10 protein-coding genes are annotated in these 17,318 nt (G+C 44.3%); 7 read left to right on the forward strand and 3 right to left on the reverse strand.

What is annotated here, in order from left to right:
* Positions 1 to 16: 16 nt before the first annotated feature.
* Both LZG73_RS18780 and LZG73_RS18785 read left to right on the forward strand, forming a co-directional pair.
* Positions 17 to 3,355, forward strand: a complete 3,339-nt coding sequence (locus tag LZG73_RS18780) for a SusC/RagA family TonB-linked outer membrane protein (RefSeq protein ID WP_233853423.1) — start codon at positions 17 to 19, stop codon at positions 3,353 to 3,355.
* Between the two features lie 37 nt (positions 3,356 to 3,392).
* Positions 3,393 to 5,087: a SusD/RagB family nutrient-binding outer membrane lipoprotein gene (locus LZG73_RS18785; protein WP_233853424.1), complete on the forward strand. Its 1,695-nt coding sequence runs from the start codon at positions 3,393 to 3,395 to the stop codon at positions 5,085 to 5,087.
* A gap of 180 nt (positions 5,088 to 5,267) precedes the next feature.
* Here the strand turns inward: LZG73_RS18785 and LZG73_RS18790 are convergent, their stop codons facing one another.
* Both LZG73_RS18790 and argH read right to left on the reverse strand, forming a co-directional pair.
* Complete coding sequence (locus LZG73_RS18790; RefSeq protein WP_233853425.1) at positions 5,268 to 5,807, reverse strand: redoxin domain-containing protein; 540 nt, start codon at positions 5,805 to 5,807, stop codon at positions 5,268 to 5,270.
* A gap of 14 nt (positions 5,808 to 5,821) precedes the next feature.
* Positions 5,822 to 7,159 (reverse strand): argininosuccinate lyase, encoded by a 1,338-nt coding sequence (argH, locus tag LZG73_RS18795; protein ID WP_233853728.1) that lies wholly within the window; start codon positions 7,157 to 7,159, stop codon positions 5,822 to 5,824.
* Between the two features lie 158 nt (positions 7,160 to 7,317).
* On the opposite strand from argH, the gene tnpA reads away from it, so the two are divergent.
* The 4 genes from tnpA (at position 7,318) to LZG73_RS18815 (ending at position 15,362) form a co-directional block, all read left to right on the forward strand.
* The gene (gene tnpA / locus LZG73_RS18800) at positions 7,318 to 7,797 is read left to right on the forward strand and encodes an IS200/IS605 family transposase (protein ID WP_233853429.1); all 480 of its coding nucleotides are present in this window, start codon (positions 7,318 to 7,320) and stop codon (positions 7,795 to 7,797) included.
* Positions 7,798 to 7,908: 111 nt separating this feature from the next.
* Positions 7,909 to 9,081, forward strand: a complete 1,173-nt coding sequence (locus LZG73_RS18805) for an AIR synthase related protein (RefSeq protein ID WP_233853430.1) — start codon at positions 7,909 to 7,911, stop codon at positions 9,079 to 9,081.
* A 143-nt stretch (positions 9,082 to 9,224) separates the two neighbouring features.
* On the forward strand, positions 9,225 to 10,931 hold the full coding sequence (locus LZG73_RS18810) for a PQQ-dependent sugar dehydrogenase (protein ID WP_233853431.1): 1,707 nt from the start codon (positions 9,225 to 9,227) through the stop codon (positions 10,929 to 10,931).
* Between the two features lie 138 nt (positions 10,932 to 11,069).
* Positions 11,070 to 15,362, forward strand: coding sequence for an FG-GAP-like repeat-containing protein (locus LZG73_RS18815; protein WP_233853433.1), 4,293 nt, complete (start codon positions 11,070 to 11,072; stop codon positions 15,360 to 15,362).
* Between the two features lie 58 nt (positions 15,363 to 15,420).
* Here LZG73_RS18815 and LZG73_RS18820 read toward each other — a convergent pair whose 3' ends face one another.
* Complete coding sequence (locus tag LZG73_RS18820) at positions 15,421 to 15,999, reverse strand: O-methyltransferase (RefSeq protein WP_233853435.1); 579 nt, start codon at positions 15,997 to 15,999, stop codon at positions 15,421 to 15,423.
* Positions 16,000 to 16,216: 217 nt separating this feature from the next.
* Here LZG73_RS18820 and LZG73_RS18825 point away from each other — a divergent pair, with 217 nt between their 5' ends.
* Entirely contained in the window at positions 16,217 to 17,239 is a 1,023-nt protein-coding gene (locus LZG73_RS18825; RefSeq protein WP_233853437.1) for an alkaline phosphatase D family protein, read from the forward strand.
* The last annotated feature ends 79 nt before the right edge of the window (positions 17,240 to 17,318 follow it).

Consider the following 17,318-nt stretch of genomic DNA (forward strand, 5'->3'; position numbering starts at 1 on the left):
ACCACTAAAAGTTATCATGAGACAAAAGTTTACAAACTTAATCAGTCTGGTAACCCTGCTTCTCCTACTTGTCGGGAGCACATGGAGCATGGCCCAGGACAGAAAAACCGTTAGCGGAACGGTTCTAGACAAAGATCAAAATCCTCTACCAGGAGTTTCTTATTTGGTAAAAGGATCTAACACGGGCGGTGCAACCGATGCAAATGGACAATTCAGCGTAAGTGTGCCTTCTGCCACTTCCGTGCTTGTTTTTTCATCAATTGGTTACATCAGCAAAGAAGTGGTTGTTGGCAATGCTAGCCAACTAACAGTGAACATTGAAGAAGACAACAAAACGTTAAACGAAGTTGTCATTACCGGTTTTGGTATGACAACCGAAGCTAGAAAACTTGCTTACTCTGTACAATCCGTTCAGGGAAATGACATTACTCGGACTGCGAACGCCAACATGGTGAACGCACTTCAGGGTAAAGTGGCGGGGGTTATGATCAATCAGGGAACGGGTGGTCCAATGTCCTCTTCACGTATCCGTATCCGCGGTAATGCATCTTTAAGCCCTAATACACAGCCACTTTTTGTTGTGGATGGTGTTTTGATCCGCCCAGGAACGTCAGGTGCTGACTCATGGGGAGCTGCGCAGGATTTTGGTAACATTATGAAAAATATCAACCCGGACAACATTGAGTCTATGACGGTGTTGAAAGGTTCGGCTGCAAGTTCGCTTTATGGTTCTGAGGCTTTGAATGGTGTTGTGGTCGTTCAAACCAAAAAAGGACGTCAGGATAAAGGTTTGGGTGTTACTTACAACCACACTTCAACTTTTGAAACAGCTTACAAATTCCTTGATCTGCAAAATGAATATGGTGCAGGTTTGAATTCCACATTTGCAACCGGTGCTGACGGTGTTCCGGAGGTGGATCGTGCAAACTTTCCTTTCTCCTATGGTCCCAAATTTGAAGGCCAGCAAGTGCGTGACCTCGACGGTCGTATGGTTGAGTGGAAAGCCAATGATCCTTTGAGCTTTTTCCAAACAGGAAAATACATTAACCACAACATTGCTATTGAAGGCGGTAACGAACGCAGCTCATTCCGTGCCTCGTTCTCTACTTTGAAAAATACGTCGATCATGGTTGCTGGAACGGAGTTGAAAAGAAACAACTTCAACATCCGCGGAACGCAGAAAATTGGTAAAATCCTGAATTTGGACGTAAGTGCGGATTACACGGACAACGACATGGTTAACCCCATTCGTCAAGGTGGGAATTACAACCCGGTTTTCCGTTTTGTGTACAACCGTCCACGCAGCATGGATATCGATTATTGGTCTAAAAACTACATTGATCCCGTTGCTGGTGGTCGCCGCAGAGGAACAGCGGACCCTTACAACATTACTGAGTTCATGTTCCAGACGTTTGAATACAAACAATTCCGTAATGAAAAAGTGTTTAGAGGAAACCTTGACTTAACCGGAAATATCACAGATTGGTTGAGCTTCCTGGTTCGTGGAAACGTACAGAACGAATTGTATACAGGCAGTAACGAACAAAGAGGAGATAATGTGAACTACTCTGGTGGAGAGTTCCGCACATATTCGGAAAACAAGACGCAGACTCGTTTCCAGGGTTTGGTCACTGCTACAAAGCAAATCGGAGAAAACTTTAATTTCAGCTTGTCTGCGGGTGGAGAAACCAACCGTTTGATCGGTGGTCGCAAGTTTGATATGAGAACAAATGGTGGTCTTCGTGTCCCTGATGTTTATTCTTTGTCAAACAGCATCAATATTTTGGTCACGGAAGGTAACTCGCTGACACCTTCGAAAAGAATTGATGCCCTTTACGCATATGGTGACCTTACTTACAAAGACGCGTTAACATTGAGCGCGAGCTATCGTACGGACTGGTCGTCAACATTGACTTATGCAAACGGAAGCGGTGATTATATTTATTCATATCCTTCGGTTGGTTTGTCATGGATCGCCACTGAATCGCTTAAAGACCTGCCGTCATGGCTATCTTTTGGTAAACTGAGAGCCAGCCTTGGTTACACGGGTGGTGATACAGATGCATGGTCTACAAACCAGACAGGTGTTTATGAGCCAAAAGGCACTTACACGCAGCCGGACGGAAGTGTTGTAAACTGGTCTGGTTTCCGCGATAACATTCTTCCTAACTACGGCTTGAAAAACCGTTTGGCAAGAGAAGTTGAATTTGGTGCTGACATTCGTTTCTTCAACAATCGATTGGGAATCGATGCGACAGTTTATAATAAGATCACCAAAAACGAAATTCTTAACCTGAGCACTACATCAGAGTCAGGTGTGAGCAGCAGAGTTGTTAATGCTGGTAGAATCCAGAATAAAGGGGTTGAGATCTTATTAACTGCTACGCCTATCAAAAAGGCTGATTTCGAATGGAATACAAGCATCAACTTCTCTCGTAACCGTAACAAAGTTCTGGAACTGGTTGAAGGAACAAACACCTATGAGCTAAATCTTGGTTTCGGAGCTGACATTAAATCAGTTGCGAGAGTTGGAAGAGATTATGGAACAATCATTACAGGTTACGGTTTTGCAACCTATGAATCAAGTGACGCTAATAATCCGGCAAATGGACAAAAAGTGATTGGATCAATTTCTGGTGAAGGTGGAATTGGTTATGTGCGTAATGGTGCTTACGGATCAAAAGCGGACAAAGAATTGGGATCAGTGATGGAGAAATTCCTGGCCAGCAATGTGAACAGCTTCCGCTACAAAAATTTCACTGCAACTGTTCAGGCTGATGCGAAGATCGGTGGGTTAATGTCTTCTGCAACGCACCAGTATGGTTCGTCAACAGGCGCATTCAAATTCACGCTTCCGGGAAGAGATCCTGAGCATGGCGGTGTTTCTTACACAGATGCTGAGGGAAATCCAAAAACAGACGGTATCATTCCGGAAGGCGTTTTGGCTGATGGATTCCAGGTTGTTGTAGACGGTGCTCCGAAAGATCTGGGTGGAATGTCATACGCAGACGCAGTTGCGGCTGGTTATGTAAAACCAATTCCTGCTTATGCTTATTATTTGAACCTGACACAATGGTCATCCGGTATCCGCGAATATTCAACATTCGAAAACTCATGGGTTTCACTTCGTGAAGTTTCGATCGGCTACAATGTGCCTGCATCACTGCTTGGAAAAGCCAAAATACAGTCTCTACGCGTAAGCTTGGTAGGCCGTAACCTCGGTTACCTGTATCGTACTGCGAAAGATGGTATCAACCCAGAAGGTTTGTACAGCAACAAGGCGGGTGAGTTTATGGAATATGGTGGTCTGCCTTTCTCACGTAACCTAGGAGTTTCAGTTAGTGTAGGATTGTGATCCTGAATTGTTACAGCCCATTCAAAATAAAATTGATATGAAATTTATAAAAACAAAAATACTCTTACTTGCCGCAGTAGGGTTCTTATATTCTTGCGAAAAGGAAGCGTTTGTAGACATAAACAAAAACCCGGACGCGTTGACGGAGATCCCGCCGCAAAACCAGTTTTTGCAAGCGACACAGCAGATCCACAGCCAGGACTTTGAAGCATTCTATGACCTTTATCGTCGTATTATGCCCTGGATGCAATACAATACATTGCTTAACGGAAATCAGGGTTCATTTACATTGAACTCCGATAACTTCGCAAACCGTTACGGGCGTCTGTACAATGGTGTAGGCGACAGGCTTTACGATTTAGAGCAACTTGTTTCCAAATTGGATGCAGCGGAACAGCCACGTTATGATCAGATGATCCAGATTTCAAGAATCCTTAGAGCATATTATGCATTCTACGTTTCTGATATCTACGGCGCTATTCCTTACACTGAGGCGTTCCAGGGACGTTATGGTGGCACATTGCAACCTAAGTATGATACGCAGCAAGAGCTTTTTGCCAAATTGGACAGTGAGATCAAAACTGCTGTGGCAGCATTGAAAACAGCTCCATCAGCACCTCAGTATTCACTTGGCGCTTATGACCAATATTACAAAGGTGATCCTTTGAAATGGATCAAAGCGGCCAATGCATTGCGTTTGAGAATGGCTTTACGCGTTCAGAAAGCAGATGCAGCAGCTGGAAATGCAATCATTACTGATGTTTTGGCACAGCCAGCGACAGATTTGATGAGCAGCAATGCAGATGCATGGATTTTTATCGGTAATGCCACATTTACAGGCGATGCCGGCGGTGGAAACTGGAACACAGACGAATTGAGAGCGCCAAAACCAATGGTAGATTTTATGTGGACCAAAAAAGATCCGCGCATCGATGCTTTCTTCACGCCAAACCAATATACACAGGCTAATATCAACTTGCTGATTGCTGAGAAACAACTTCCAGCTGGAACGACAGAAGGAAGGCGTTATGTAGGGAGCTTTACAAGCCCTGACGAGTCGAGACAAACTGCTAATGTTCAACGTTATTATACTGCAAAAACGATTAAATCTAACAGCCAGACTGTTGATACATTGTCATTCATTCAGCCTCGCTTATTTAACACAGGGAGAGCGGATGCAGCAGGAAATGCGGGAACAGGCCAATCTTACATTCCTGTGATCACTTACGCTGAATACTGCTTCATGCGTGCAGAAATTGCTGCGAAAACAACTGGGGCTGCAACTGCAAAAACATGGTATGAAGCGGGTGTGAAAAGCTCTCTTGATTTCTATAACGAAGTGGGTCAAAAATCACAGTTGACCAATTACACGCCAATGACACCGGCTGAAATCACAGCTTACATGGCGCAACCAGACATTGCATTTGATGCTACAAAAGCAATGGATCAGATCGGAAGCCAAAGCTATCTTAACTTTATGAAACAGCCACAAGAAGGTTGGGCATTGTACAAACGTACAGGTTACCCAAATCCAACTTCTGTTGTTCCATTGCCAAGATTAACATATCTGAACGTGCCGTTGACAATTCCACGTCGCGCTCCGATCACATTGCCTACGCAATCAGATCCTAACTACGCAAACAAAAAGGCAGCTTACGACGCCATGGCAGCATTGCCAGGCTTCGGAGACTTGACCAGCGCAGCAGGCCGTGTGTGGTGGGATAAGCCTTGATCTTTTATTTTAGATTTAGTTAAAATGACAAAAAGGAAGGCCGCCTGGCCTTCCTTTTTTTATGGAAATTTTGCATGTGTCATTTATAAAAAGTCGCACCGCGACGAAACATTGGCAGCAAAATGATCATTATGACTGGGCGTTAAATCTCGGAGGGATGCAATAACATTCAATCTGCTATTAATCGAGCTTCATATTGATCAAACAACCAATGGCCTGCGTCTTGCTTTGCATTAGAGGATTGCCATTCAATGTTGCTTCCAATGCATTTCTCAGATAACGCTCGGTTGCTTTCGGACGGCTTTTTCCTAATGCATAAAACCAATTGTCAATCGCTCCTTGGTAAACGACGAGGCCACTTGCATCTAAAAGCACAACTTCTGGCATCACGGTCGCCTTATAGTGCGTTGCCTTACGTTGTTCAGGATCGGCGAAGCCAGGGAATGTTGCATTGTATTTTTTCAAAAAGTCTTTAATGTCTTCATTGCCGACCGTTTCCATCGGGAAATAAGCCTCGAAACTTACACCTTTGGCACTGTAATCGGTGTAAATGCTCTTGATTTCCTTCATATAAGCATTCGTTACCGGACATTCCGGATCAAGGAAAAGGATCACTTTTGCTGGCCCGGCAGATGAATGTTTTGGAACGGGCTCACTTTCTGCTTGCGTAAAAGAAAACAGGTTAGCAAGCAGGATTAGGACAATGATCTTTCGCCACATTTCTTGTTATCTGGTTAGTCCTGTAACAATTTTTCCAATGCATTTGTCACCTTATCATATCCAAATGCAGCAATTTCCCGCTGCATCCGGTCCTGAATTTCAGCTGTTTGCAAATTGCCAATGCTTCCTTCATGCGTGTGTTTCAAATCACGGGGTGCAATGTAACTTCCGTCTCCAATCTCAGCACCAACTTGCCGATAAGCATCCCGGAATGGAACACCATTGATCACCAGCTCATTCACCCGCTCAACGCTGAAAAGGAGGTCATATTTGGCATCATCCAGCAAGTTTTGTTTCACTTTCAAATTTTCGAGCATGAATGCGGCAATGTCCAGGCAGTCCATAATCTCATCAAAAGCAGGCATTAAGATCTCTTTTAAAAGCTGCATATCCCGGTGATAACCAGACGGCAAATTGCTCAAAACCATCGTCACTTCCATCGGCAACGCCTTCATCCGGTTGGTTTTGGCACGAAGTAATTCCGCCACATCCGGGTTCTTCTTGTGCGGCATAATGCTGCTGCCCGTCGTAAGGTCGTCGGGCAAAATGATGAAGCTGAAATTCTGACTGTTATAAAGACAAACGTCCATTGCCAAGCGCGAAACTGTCGCTGCTAATGAGGAAATGGCGGTTAATGCAGCCTGTTCCGTGCGTCCGCGGCTCATTTGCGCGTAAACCACATTGTGGTGCATGCCTTCGAAGCCCAGCAATTCCGTCGTTAATGTTCTGTTTAAAGGAAAAGAGGAGCCATAACCTGCGCCCGAGCCCAAAGGGTTGCGGTTAGCCAGGCGATAGGCAGCATTTAATTGAATTACATCATCGATCAAACCTTCCGCATAAGCGCCAAACCAAAGACCATATGACGACGGCATGGCAATTTGCAAATGTGTATAACCGGGCAAAAGATCATTTTTATGCTCTTCTGAGCGCCTTACGAGCACATCGAACAGCTTTTCTGTGGCCTGGACAACTTCAAACAGTCGCGCGCGCGTATACAATTTCATATCCACCAGAACCTGGTCATTGCGCGAACGTCCGCTATGGATCTTCTTCCCAGTGTCGCCCAGTTTGCGGGTCAATTGCAATTCCACTTGCGAATGCACATCTTCCACGCCTTCTTCAATCACAAATTCGCCTTGCTGGATTTGCGAATGGATCAGTTTGAGCTCCTGCTCCAATGCTGCAAGGTCATCGGCAGTCAGCAGTCCAATGGTTTCCAGCATTTTAGCATGTGCCAGATTACCCAACACGTCATATTCTGCCAGGTTAAGATCCATTTCCCGATCCCGCCCAACCGTAAATTTTTCGATTTTTTCAGAAGTAACCGTATTTTCCTTTTGCCAGAGTTTCAAAGTGCACGTTGTAATTTGATGTAGAAGAATGGATTGATAAAGCAAATTTACGAGTGATTGGGTATAAACCGTCATTTGCAAATGACGGGGATGTTTTATTTGGTGTGACATAAATGTTGGGGTTCCGTCTAATGGGTATTTACATAACAATATTCATTATGAGTTGGACGAGAGTTTGGGTTCATTTGGTTTTTGCGACGAAGTATAGGCAGCCGTTTTTAAATGATACCATTAGGATGCGGGTCTTTCAGCACATGTATGATAATGCGAGGGAAAAAGACATTTTCCTGGATTCAGTGAATGGATTCACCGATCATGCACATTGTCTTGTTGCGCTGTCGAGAGAGCAAACGATTAGTAAAGTTGCGCAGCTGATTAAGGGTGAATCTTCTTTCTGGATTAATAAAAATAAATTAACAACCCGAAAATTTGTGTGGCAGGATGATTATTGGGCTGTCAGTGTAAGCGAAAGGCATGTTGAAAGGGTGAGAAATTATATCAAAAATCAAGAGGAGCATCACCGCAGAAAATCATTCAAGCAAGAAAACGAAAAATTCATGAAAAAATACGGATGGGAGCCAGCCAATCCCCGATCCCCCAATAGCCGTTCAATCCCAAATAGCCGTTCACTTAAGTGAACGGAAATGAAAATGAACGGAAATGAAAATGATTGAAATCCGAAAATGATCGGGAATTAATTGAGGGGGAATTTTTCGTAGGTTTGTGCTAAATTTTTTAAATAATATTAAATGAAAACAACCGACCGTTATTTGCAACGCGGTGTATCGGCTTCCAAAGAAGATGTGCATAAGGCAATTGAGAAGATAGATAAGGGGCTTTTTCCAAAGGCTTTCTGCAAAATCGTTCCCGACACATTGGCGGGTGACCCGGAATATTGCACCATTATGCACGCCGATGGCGCGGGGACAAAAACCTCTTTGGCTTACCTTTATTGGAAAGAAACGGGCGATATTTCGGTTTGGAAGGGCATTGCACAGGATGCTATTGTGATGAATACAGATGATCTTTTGTGCGTAGGGGCAACCGGCCCGATGCTATATTCTTCAACGATTGACAGAAACAAAAATCGCATTCCCGGCGAAGTGATTGCGGAGGTGATCAATGGTGCGGAGGAAGTTTTGGAAATGCTGCGCAGCTATGGTGTCGAGATTTACAGCACGGGTGGCGAAACGGCAGATGTGGGTGATCTGGTGAGGACAGTGACGGTAAACAGCACGGTGATTGCACGCATGAAGAGGTCAGAAGTGATTGATAATGCGAACATTGTGGCTGGCGATGTGATCGTCGGACTCGCTTCCTGCGGACAAGCAACTTATGAAGATGTTTATAATGGCGGAATGGGAAGCAATGGCCTTACTTCGGCGCGTCATGATGTTTTAGGAAAATATTTGGCGGAAAAATATCCGGAAAGCTTTGACCCGGAAGTGAATGCAGATTTGATTTACAGTGGAACAAAAAAATTGACTGATCCGGTCGAAGGCACGCCATTGAACGTGGGACAGCTTGTGCTTTCACCTACACGCACTTACGCGCCAGTCGCAAAAGCATTGCTCGACGAAATGCGCTCAGAAATTCACGGAATGGTGCATTGCAGCGGCGGCGCTCAGACCAAAATTCTCCATTTTGTTGATAATCTGCACATTATAAAGGACAATCTGCTTCCTGTGCCACCATTATTTAAAATGATCCAGGAAGAAAGCAGCACGGATTGGCAGGAAATGTACAAAGTGTTTAATATGGGGCATAGGCTGGAAATTTACCTTCCCAGTGAACATGCCGACAGGGTTATTGAGGTGTCAAAATCGTTTGGAATTGATGCGCAGATTGTGGGGAGGGTTGAAGCGTCAGCGAGTAAAAAACTTACCATCAGCAGCGAGTTTGGCGAATTTTACTATGAATAAAACGAGTTTTTAATAAGCAGCAAGGCCTTTCAAGCGAGTTTGAAAGGCCTTTTTTATTTAAAAAATTTACCCAATCATAACGGCACGAATATTGTAGTATAAATACAAAGTGTTGTAGAAAAACTACTAAATCGCGCGTGCTTATGAAAAACTTCAACTTCATTCTCTTTCTAAAAGTTTGTCTTGCCACTTCATTTTTGCTTCTATGTGGAGACAATGCCTTCTCGCAAACTCCTATTGTTAAAATCAACAAAACACCTGTCATCACTGCACTCACAGATGCAATGCAACTGGTGCACGCAGATGATGGTTCCAATCGCATTTTTATTGCAGAGCGAGCCGGTGTAATTAAGGTTTTTGAGCAAGGAGCATTGGGCACGCCCATTACGTTCCTAAATATGAACCAAAACGGAGCAACAGTGCTAACAGGAGGGGAAGACGGGCTGCTGAGCATTACTTTCCACCCGAATTACGAACAGAACGGTTATATCTACACTTATCATACCAATCTGGCTGGAAATCTGGTGGTTGCGCGTTACACCGCAGCTGTTCCGAGGAGCAACTCGGTCAATCCGGCAACCCGCTTCGAAGTCTTAACAGTGGAACATCCCGACGCAACCAATCACAACGGAGGTGAAATGCATTTTGGCAGCGACGGCTTTCTGTATTTGTCGACCGGTGACGGCGGCGGTGCAAATGATACAGATCAAAGTGCAAAAAATCCGGCAAGCTTAACCGGGAAAATACTCAGAATCGATGTTAATGTGCCTGATACAAACCCGATCAAATACAATATTCCGGCGGGGAATCCTTATGGAAATCCGGTGTATGCATTGGGATTGAGAAATCCGTTTCGATGGAGTTTTGACAGACTTACAAATGACATTTGGCTCGGAGATGTGGGGCAGGGAGCGCGGGAAGAGATCAACCACAGGACATTTGCCCAGCTTAATAACGCCAATTTCGGATGGCGCTGCTTCGAAGGCGATATTGCAACGCCGAACGTGGACCGGACGGGATGCGACGCAGGCGGCCCTTACATTGCACCGGCATTCGCATATGTGAATGGAACACGCGGCAAATCCGTTGTGGGTGGCGTTGTTTATCGCGGAACAAGATCGCCATTGATGTATGGCTGGTATATCGGCACAGATTATTTTTCAGGCGATATTCACAAGATCAAATCAGACGAATCCATTAAAAGTTATGATGTTTCGGATGTAACAGGCATAACGGACATTGGAGAAGATCAAGCTGGTGAAATTTACGCAGTAACCGGCAGCGCGGTTTATAATATTTTTTCCGATTCGGCATTGCCTGTGACATTGGTCGACTTTTCAGGAAAACGGTCCAATGAAGGTGTTAAGCTTTCCTGGTCAACATCGCATGAGGAAAACTTTAAGGCTTTTGAAATTGAGCAAAGTTTCAATGCAGTTCAATTTGAGAATGTTGGAACGGTAAGCGGGCAGGATGCTGTTGTGGGCTCTGAATATGCGTTTTCACACGCCATTGACGTCGCCGAAAACTTGTATTACAGGCTGAAAATGATCGACAACGACGAAACCTTCGCATATTCAAAAATCATTGCCGTCAAAGCTGATGAAGTCTTTACGGCCAATTTTGTAAGGCCATCGTTAATCACCACCGGCACCATGAATCTTGTTGTGGACGACGCTTTCAACACCATGGAGCTCATCGGCACCAACGGAAAAGTCTTCATTAACCAAGAAATTTCAGGTAAAAATGGCGCGATCAGCATTCCTATGTCGATGACTAATTCAGGCATTTACATTGTGAGATTAACTGGCAGAAATAAAGTAATGCAGCAGAAAGTTATGGTCGTGCGGTAGGCCGGCTTACCGTTAGAAAAACAGTTTGCGCCATTCGTTCAACGGAATGTTAAACGGGAATTACAAATCCTAAAATTGTCCAACGGCAGCATTTAGAGCTGTCGGACAAGGATTTGTAAACCATTTAATATTGGGAGAATGAAAAAACATTACTTATGCTGCACGCTTCTGGTGATTTTAATTGCCTGCAGCGTTCTGTTTCGCAGCATTACACAAAAAGCTTCATTGAAAAAACCGACATTACCGGAGAATCACTTCAGTAATGTTGGTTTAAAGCATTCACAGCCAGCCGATAAAGGCAGCCTGCCGGATAGTGCGCTGGCAACAATTTACAGCAGCATTGCCGCAAGGGAATACAATGTGACAAAAGACCCTATTTCAGGCATTCCACAAAGCCCAAATAGGAAACAAAATTTGCGTGCATACTACAAGCCGGGCAAGTTTACAATCAAAAATCGCGTCGACTCAGCCGGTCACGATTTCAAATTGTCGCTCACGACCGAAGGTGTGTATGCTAACAACAAAAGGCTGTTCATTTCACCAAAAGACACAGCAACAACGATTTCCGGAAACAAGATTCAGCTGCGGCAAGGCATTCTTACAGAAGAATATGTCAATAGCGAAGCAGGAGTAAGACAAAATTTCATCATCCGTAAGGCACCGGAGGGCACAAAAGAACTTCAAGTTAAATTGGCTGCCGAAGGTTTGAACGTGAAGGATCTGCAAAATAACAAGTTGCAATTTTCAAGCAATGATAAAGGCCCGTCCAAACTCACATACGACGGCTTAAAGTGCTGGGATGCAAATGGAAAAGATCTCCCGGCCACGCTTTCTTACAAGAATGGATTGGTTGAAATAGCCGTAAATACATCGTCGGCGGCATTTCCAGTAACCATCGATCCCATCGTTACAAGTGGAAATCCGGGTAATGCTAATGCGTTGCTGTTTGGTAAGCAGGAGTTCGCTGAAGCGGGTAAGGCAGTGGCGAGTGCAGGGGATGTGAATGGAGATGGATTCAGTGATGTTGTTGTTGGAGCTCCCAACTACGATTTAGCGAAGGCAGAAAAAGGAGCATTTTTTATCTACTTTGGTTCATCTGCTGGCCTTAATCCCAATGGAGGTATTTTAGTGCAAGGTGATAATTATATGGGAAATATTGATTTTGGTGGATTAGTTTCTGGTGCGGGTGATGTTAATGGTGATGGTTACGGTGACGTAATCGTTGGGTCCGGATCTGTTGTGGGCGGGTTAGGCGCAATTTATCTCTATTATGGAATGGAGCAAGGACTTAATCTAAATGCGACAAGAATAGAATCAATATATCCAGGTGCCTTGTTTGGTAAATCGTCGATTTCAACGGCTGGGGACTTAAATGGGGATGGGTATAGTGATATTATTGTTGGTGCTTCTTTATTTAGTAATGGACAAGAATTTGAAGGGGCTGCATTCGTTTTTATGGGATCCCCTACCGGAATATCGCAAATAGCAGCTGACACATTAGAATCTAATCAGGCCAATTCTCTGTATGGCAAGTCTGTTGGGTCTGCGGGTGACGTAAACGGTGATGGTTTTAGCGACGTAATAGTTGGCGCACCAGCATACGATGCGGTAGTGGCCAATGGTGGAGCGGCTTTCGTCTATTTAGGTTCCCAAAATGGCTTGCAAAAGGTGCCACATGTTCAACTTAATGGCCAACAAATGTCCTCAGCTTTTGGAATGTCAGTAAGTTCAGCTGGCGATCTGAATGCGGATGGTTACAGCGATATATTAGTTGGTTCACCAGATTTTTCTAATGGTCAAAGTGAAGAAGGGGCTGTGTATGTTTACCTCGCAGCATCACAAGGTCAAGGGATACAAAGTCAAGCCAATCACATAATCGAAGGTGGGCAAATAGGAGGTGATTTTGGGAGGTCGGTCGCTTGTGCTGGCGATATCAATGGGGATGGGTTTAGCGACATAATTATAGGAGAACCAAGTAGAGACGATGCTGGCAAATTTGGGGTTGGCTGGGCTCAAATATATTTTGGCTCTGTAACTGGCAATTTAAGTGCTAAATCTCTCATAACGAGCGATCAAGGTGCTGCTTATCTCGGTTCCTCTGTCGCCAGCGCCGGTGATGTTAATGGAGACGGTTTCAGTGATATCATCATCGGCGCGCCACTATATGATAAATCTGTATCTGAAACTGATAATGGAGCTGCTTTGATATTTTATGGCTCTAGTGCAAGTGTGGAAACCAATTTCAGCGCGCAAGTCATTTCAGATCAGGCAGATGCTGAAATGGGTTACTCTGTCTCTGACGCTGGGGATGTAAATGGAGACGGATATGATGATGTTATTGTAGGGGCCTTTAATTATGACCAAGGGGGTGCTGCATTCATATATTTCTCAGATGATAATGGTATCAATTTAAATACTGTTCAAACTGTGCATAGCGATCAACTAACAGCGCAGATGGGAGTGTCGGTAAGCGGTGCGGGCGATGTAAATGGAGACGGATATGACGATGTAATAGTAGGTGCGCCTAAATACGATGCGTATGGTATAATTGATTCTGGTGTTGCACTTATTTACTATGGCTCAGCTACTGGGATTTTCTTTGGCAATGCCGGAGAAGTGACTTTACCAAAATCCGGTGCGCAAGTTGGAACATCCGTAAGCGCTGCTGGGGATTTAAACGCAGATGGTTTTGATGATGTGATTGTTGGTGTTCCATTATATGATGATGCAATAGTAGCAAAAAGAGGAGCCTTTATAATTTCATATGGTTCCAAAACAGGTATCAAGAATGGCCTAGGAACAACTATCAAGGGAAATCAGTCGAGCAGCCGATTTGGGAATTCGGTTGCTTCTGGGGGAGATATCAATGGCGATGGTTATGATGATGTCATTGTTGGAGCTTACCAATTTAATAACAATCCTAATACCCAAAACGAGGGAGCGGCTTTCGTATACTACGGCGGTTTGTATGGTTTAGGAACTTCCGGTGATATCCTGGATTTGAATAAGTCTAAGGCATTAGCTGGATGGGCGGTTTCCGGAGTCGGGGATGTAAATGGAGATGGCTTTGCTGATGTGGTCGTCGGAGCTAAAAATTACAGTAACGGTGAAAACAATGAGGGAGCTGTAGCGATTTTTTACGGTTCTCAATCGGGAATTAAGGGTTTAACCCCAACAATTCTAGAAAGCAATCAAGCGGATGCGTTGATGGGATCGTCCGTTGGAGCTGGTGATGTAAATGGCGATGGGTATACGGATGTTCTGGTTGGGGCAACTGCTTACACAGCTGACCAAGTAAAAGAAGGTGCTGTGCTAGTTTATCATGGATCTGAAAATGGAATTATCACGAGTGCGGCAGCGGTGATTGGTGGTAATCAAATTAATTCCGAAATGGGCGTTGCCGTCTCTTCCGCCGGTGATGTCAATGGCGACGGTTTTGAGGATGTAATCGCAGGAGCATACAAATTCTCAGGCACAGGTCGCGCATTTGTTTATCATGGTAACGGTGACGGCATAAGTGTGAACAACGACAAAGCCGTTCGTGGAAATATCCGCTTATACAACAGCGATCTTACGACGAATATCAACAAAGACAATCTTGGAAAGGATGAGTTTGGCATTGGATTATACGCGAAATCCTTTTTAGGGAGAAATAAAGGAAAAGTGGTTTGGGAAATAATCGGGCAGGGAGAAAGCTTTTCACATGCAAGCCCGATTACAAATAGCACGCAGTTTTCAGGTCAGGGGAATTCGACCGATTTGCCTATTACGGAAACTGAGCTGAAAAGTTTGGTGACCAAGTCGGCTTTCTTGAATAAAGTAAGAGCCCGCGTAAAGTTTAGTCCCGTGCTAGCAATTACTGGCCAGGTTTACGGCCCGTGGCGCTATGCAAATAGTTCCGTTCTTGCTGACCCGAGTGTGCTGCCAGTTGAACTAATCAGTTTTAATGCAAAAGCAATTGAAAGACAAGTGGACCTGACCTGGGAAACTGCCACTGAGGTAAATAGCGATTATTTCGAGCTGCAACGCAGCCTCGACGGAAAAGACTGGGAGCAACTAGGGCTGGTGTATTCTTCGGGAGATAGCAAACATGCAAATTCTTACAGCTTCATTGATTTTAAACCCGAAATTGGTTTAAATTATTACCGCCTGAAAATGGTGGATCGGGATAAAACTTTTGCATATAGCTCGATTAAATCGGTTAATGTTGAAGGAAAAGAAACCCGTGTTTTTCCTAATCCCGTTTTAAACACATTGAACATTGATTCCAATGTTTTGGATACTGAGGTTGTTATTTACGATGTTTCTGGAAACGAATTGATATCTCAGAAGGATGAAAAAGGAATTAAGGCAATTGATGTGAGCAAATTAATTCCAGGTAAATATTTAGTGAAATTGAAAAACAAATCGTTTCACATAATCAAAAAATAAGCAAACCAATTGAACGTTAAAGTCCCGATTTTGCATTTGTCAGAATCGGGACTTTGCATTATATTTTGACAGCAATCACAATTCCCGTTGCCCAGACTTGTTTCGTAAGAACCAGGTCTTTTCTGTTTTCGAGTTCTTTGATAAGGTTAATTGCTTTTACATCATGACCTTCTGGCCAATTGGGTTGTGGAAGCATGTCGTCCATGATGTAGTAACCACCTTTATTCAACATTTCAAGCACTTCTTCAAGCATTAAATATTTGCCGTGCCAAGTGTCCGCAAAAATGTAATCGTATTTTTCGGATTGGTTCTTTTCCACCCATTCGCCGCCATCTGTTAATGTCAATGTAAGGCGTGGGTCCTGCCCCAGGTGATCCTGGGCAATTGCTAAAAACTGCGCATCATTATCAATAGAAACCAACGTCGAATCTGCATCCATTCCATCCAGTATCCACGCCGTAGACAAGCCTGTGCCTGTTCCGAGTTCGAGAAATTTGCCTGCCGGTTTGGAAGCGGCGAGCGTTTTCAGTAGCGAACAGGTGTAAACATCTGAGGCCATCGTAAAACCCGAGGCTTTTGTGGCGTTGTCAATTTCGATGTAAGCTTTTGGCAGAGGTTGATTGATTTCCTGGTTCATTTTGAAGCATATGATTTGAAAGCGATAAACATAGATATTAAATCAGACAATAACAGAATTTACAAAAATCAAGGGCAAACGCCTTCCGGATCAGATGACCAGAAACTTCGCCGCAATGCTCCTGGCTCAATGTAAACTAAATGTTATGAATGCCGGGGCAGATGGCGGAAGTTCTTTGGCATTTCTACTTTTGACCCAATTTTCAAATAAACGAACTATGTACAAAATTTTTTTACCAGCCATCATCAGCTGTATTGCTTTGGCAGGTTGCTCAACTTCAAAGCCGGGCAAGACAATTTCGCAAACACAACAACCCATTACAACCATCGCATTCGGCTCATGCAGCGATCAGAAACGTCCTCAGCCGCTTTGGGATGACATTGTTGCCAAAAAACCGCAAGTTTGGGTATGGCTGGGCGACAACATTTATGGTGATTCTGAAAATATGGACACCCTGAAAGCAAAATACGACAAGCAGAAATCCAATCCGGTTTACCAGCAATTGATCAAACAAACCTCAGTAATAGGCGTTTGGGACGATCACGATTACGGGGTCAATGATGGAGGAAAGGAATATCCGCGAAGAGTGGAAAGTCAGCAGCTGATGCTCGACTTCATGGATGTGGCGCCTGACAGCCCGTTAAGAAAACAAAAAGGCGCCTATTCATCCACAACTTATGGTCCCAAAGGCCAGCGCGTAAAGGTGATTTTGCTGGATGGCCGCTATTTCAGAGATGCGCTTAAAAAAGAGGGGAAGGATAATGTCCCGAATCCCGATGGAGACTTGCTGGGCGAGGAGCAATGGCAATGGCTGGAAAAGCAACTGACTGGTTCTGATGCAGATGTGCATATCATTGGATGCGGCATTCAGTTTTTGCCGGTGGATCATCCTTATGAAAAATGGGCAAATTTCCCGGTTTCCAGACAGCGTTTTCTTGACTTAATCGCCAAAACTAAACCGAAAGGCGCAATGCTGATCAGTGGTGACAGGCACATTGCGGAGGTTTCCAAAGTAACGGTTCCAGGACTCGGTTATGACTTGTTTGACATTACAAGCAGCGGTCTGACGCATGTTTCGAAGCCTCACGAAGAGCCAAACAAATATCGCGTTGGTGAAATGGTGGCCAAATTGAACTACGGTTTCATCACAATCAATTGGAATGCAAAGCCATTGACGGCAACCGTGCAAATCAATGGGGATGAGCAGGCAACGCATTTGACGCAAGAAATCACATTTTGAAAGCCAACTGAAATTCAGCAGGTTAGTGCGTTATGATCCAAGCCTCAGCCTGCCCAATTTCCTGTCTGCGTATATTGGC

Source organism: Dyadobacter sp. CY326 (assembly GCF_021390515.1).
In the GTDB taxonomy this organism is placed as follows: Bacteria; Bacteroidota; Bacteroidia; order Cytophagales; family Spirosomataceae; genus Dyadobacter.

What these genes read in the sequence shown, in the direction of transcription:
- tnpA (WP_233853429.1), top strand. Translation starts at nt 7,318, where the DNA reads ATGAGTTGGACGAGAGTTTGGGTTCATTTGGTTTTTGCGACGAAGTAT.
- LZG73_RS18805 (WP_233853430.1), top strand. Translation starts at nt 7,909, where the DNA reads ATGAAAACAACCGACCGTTATTTGCAACGCGGTGTATCGGCTTCCAAA.
- LZG73_RS18820 (WP_233853435.1), bottom strand. Translation starts at nt 15,999, where the DNA reads ATGAACCAGGAAATCAATCAACCTCTGCCAAAAGCTTACATCGAAATT.
- LZG73_RS18825 (WP_233853437.1), top strand. Translation starts at nt 16,217, where the DNA reads ATGTACAAAATTTTTTTACCAGCCATCATCAGCTGTATTGCTTTGGCA.
- LZG73_RS18810 (WP_233853431.1), top strand. Translation starts at nt 9,225, where the DNA reads ATGAAAAACTTCAACTTCATTCTCTTTCTAAAAGTTTGTCTTGCCACT.
- LZG73_RS18790 (WP_233853425.1), bottom strand. Translation starts at nt 5,807, where the DNA reads ATGTGGCGAAAGATCATTGTCCTAATCCTGCTTGCTAACCTGTTTTCT.
- LZG73_RS18785 (WP_233853424.1), top strand. Translation starts at nt 3,393, where the DNA reads ATGAAATTTATAAAAACAAAAATACTCTTACTTGCCGCAGTAGGGTTC.
- LZG73_RS18780 (WP_233853423.1), top strand. Translation starts at nt 17, where the DNA reads ATGAGACAAAAGTTTACAAACTTAATCAGTCTGGTAACCCTGCTTCTC.
- LZG73_RS18815 (WP_233853433.1), top strand. Translation starts at nt 11,070, where the DNA reads ATGAAAAAACATTACTTATGCTGCACGCTTCTGGTGATTTTAATTGCC.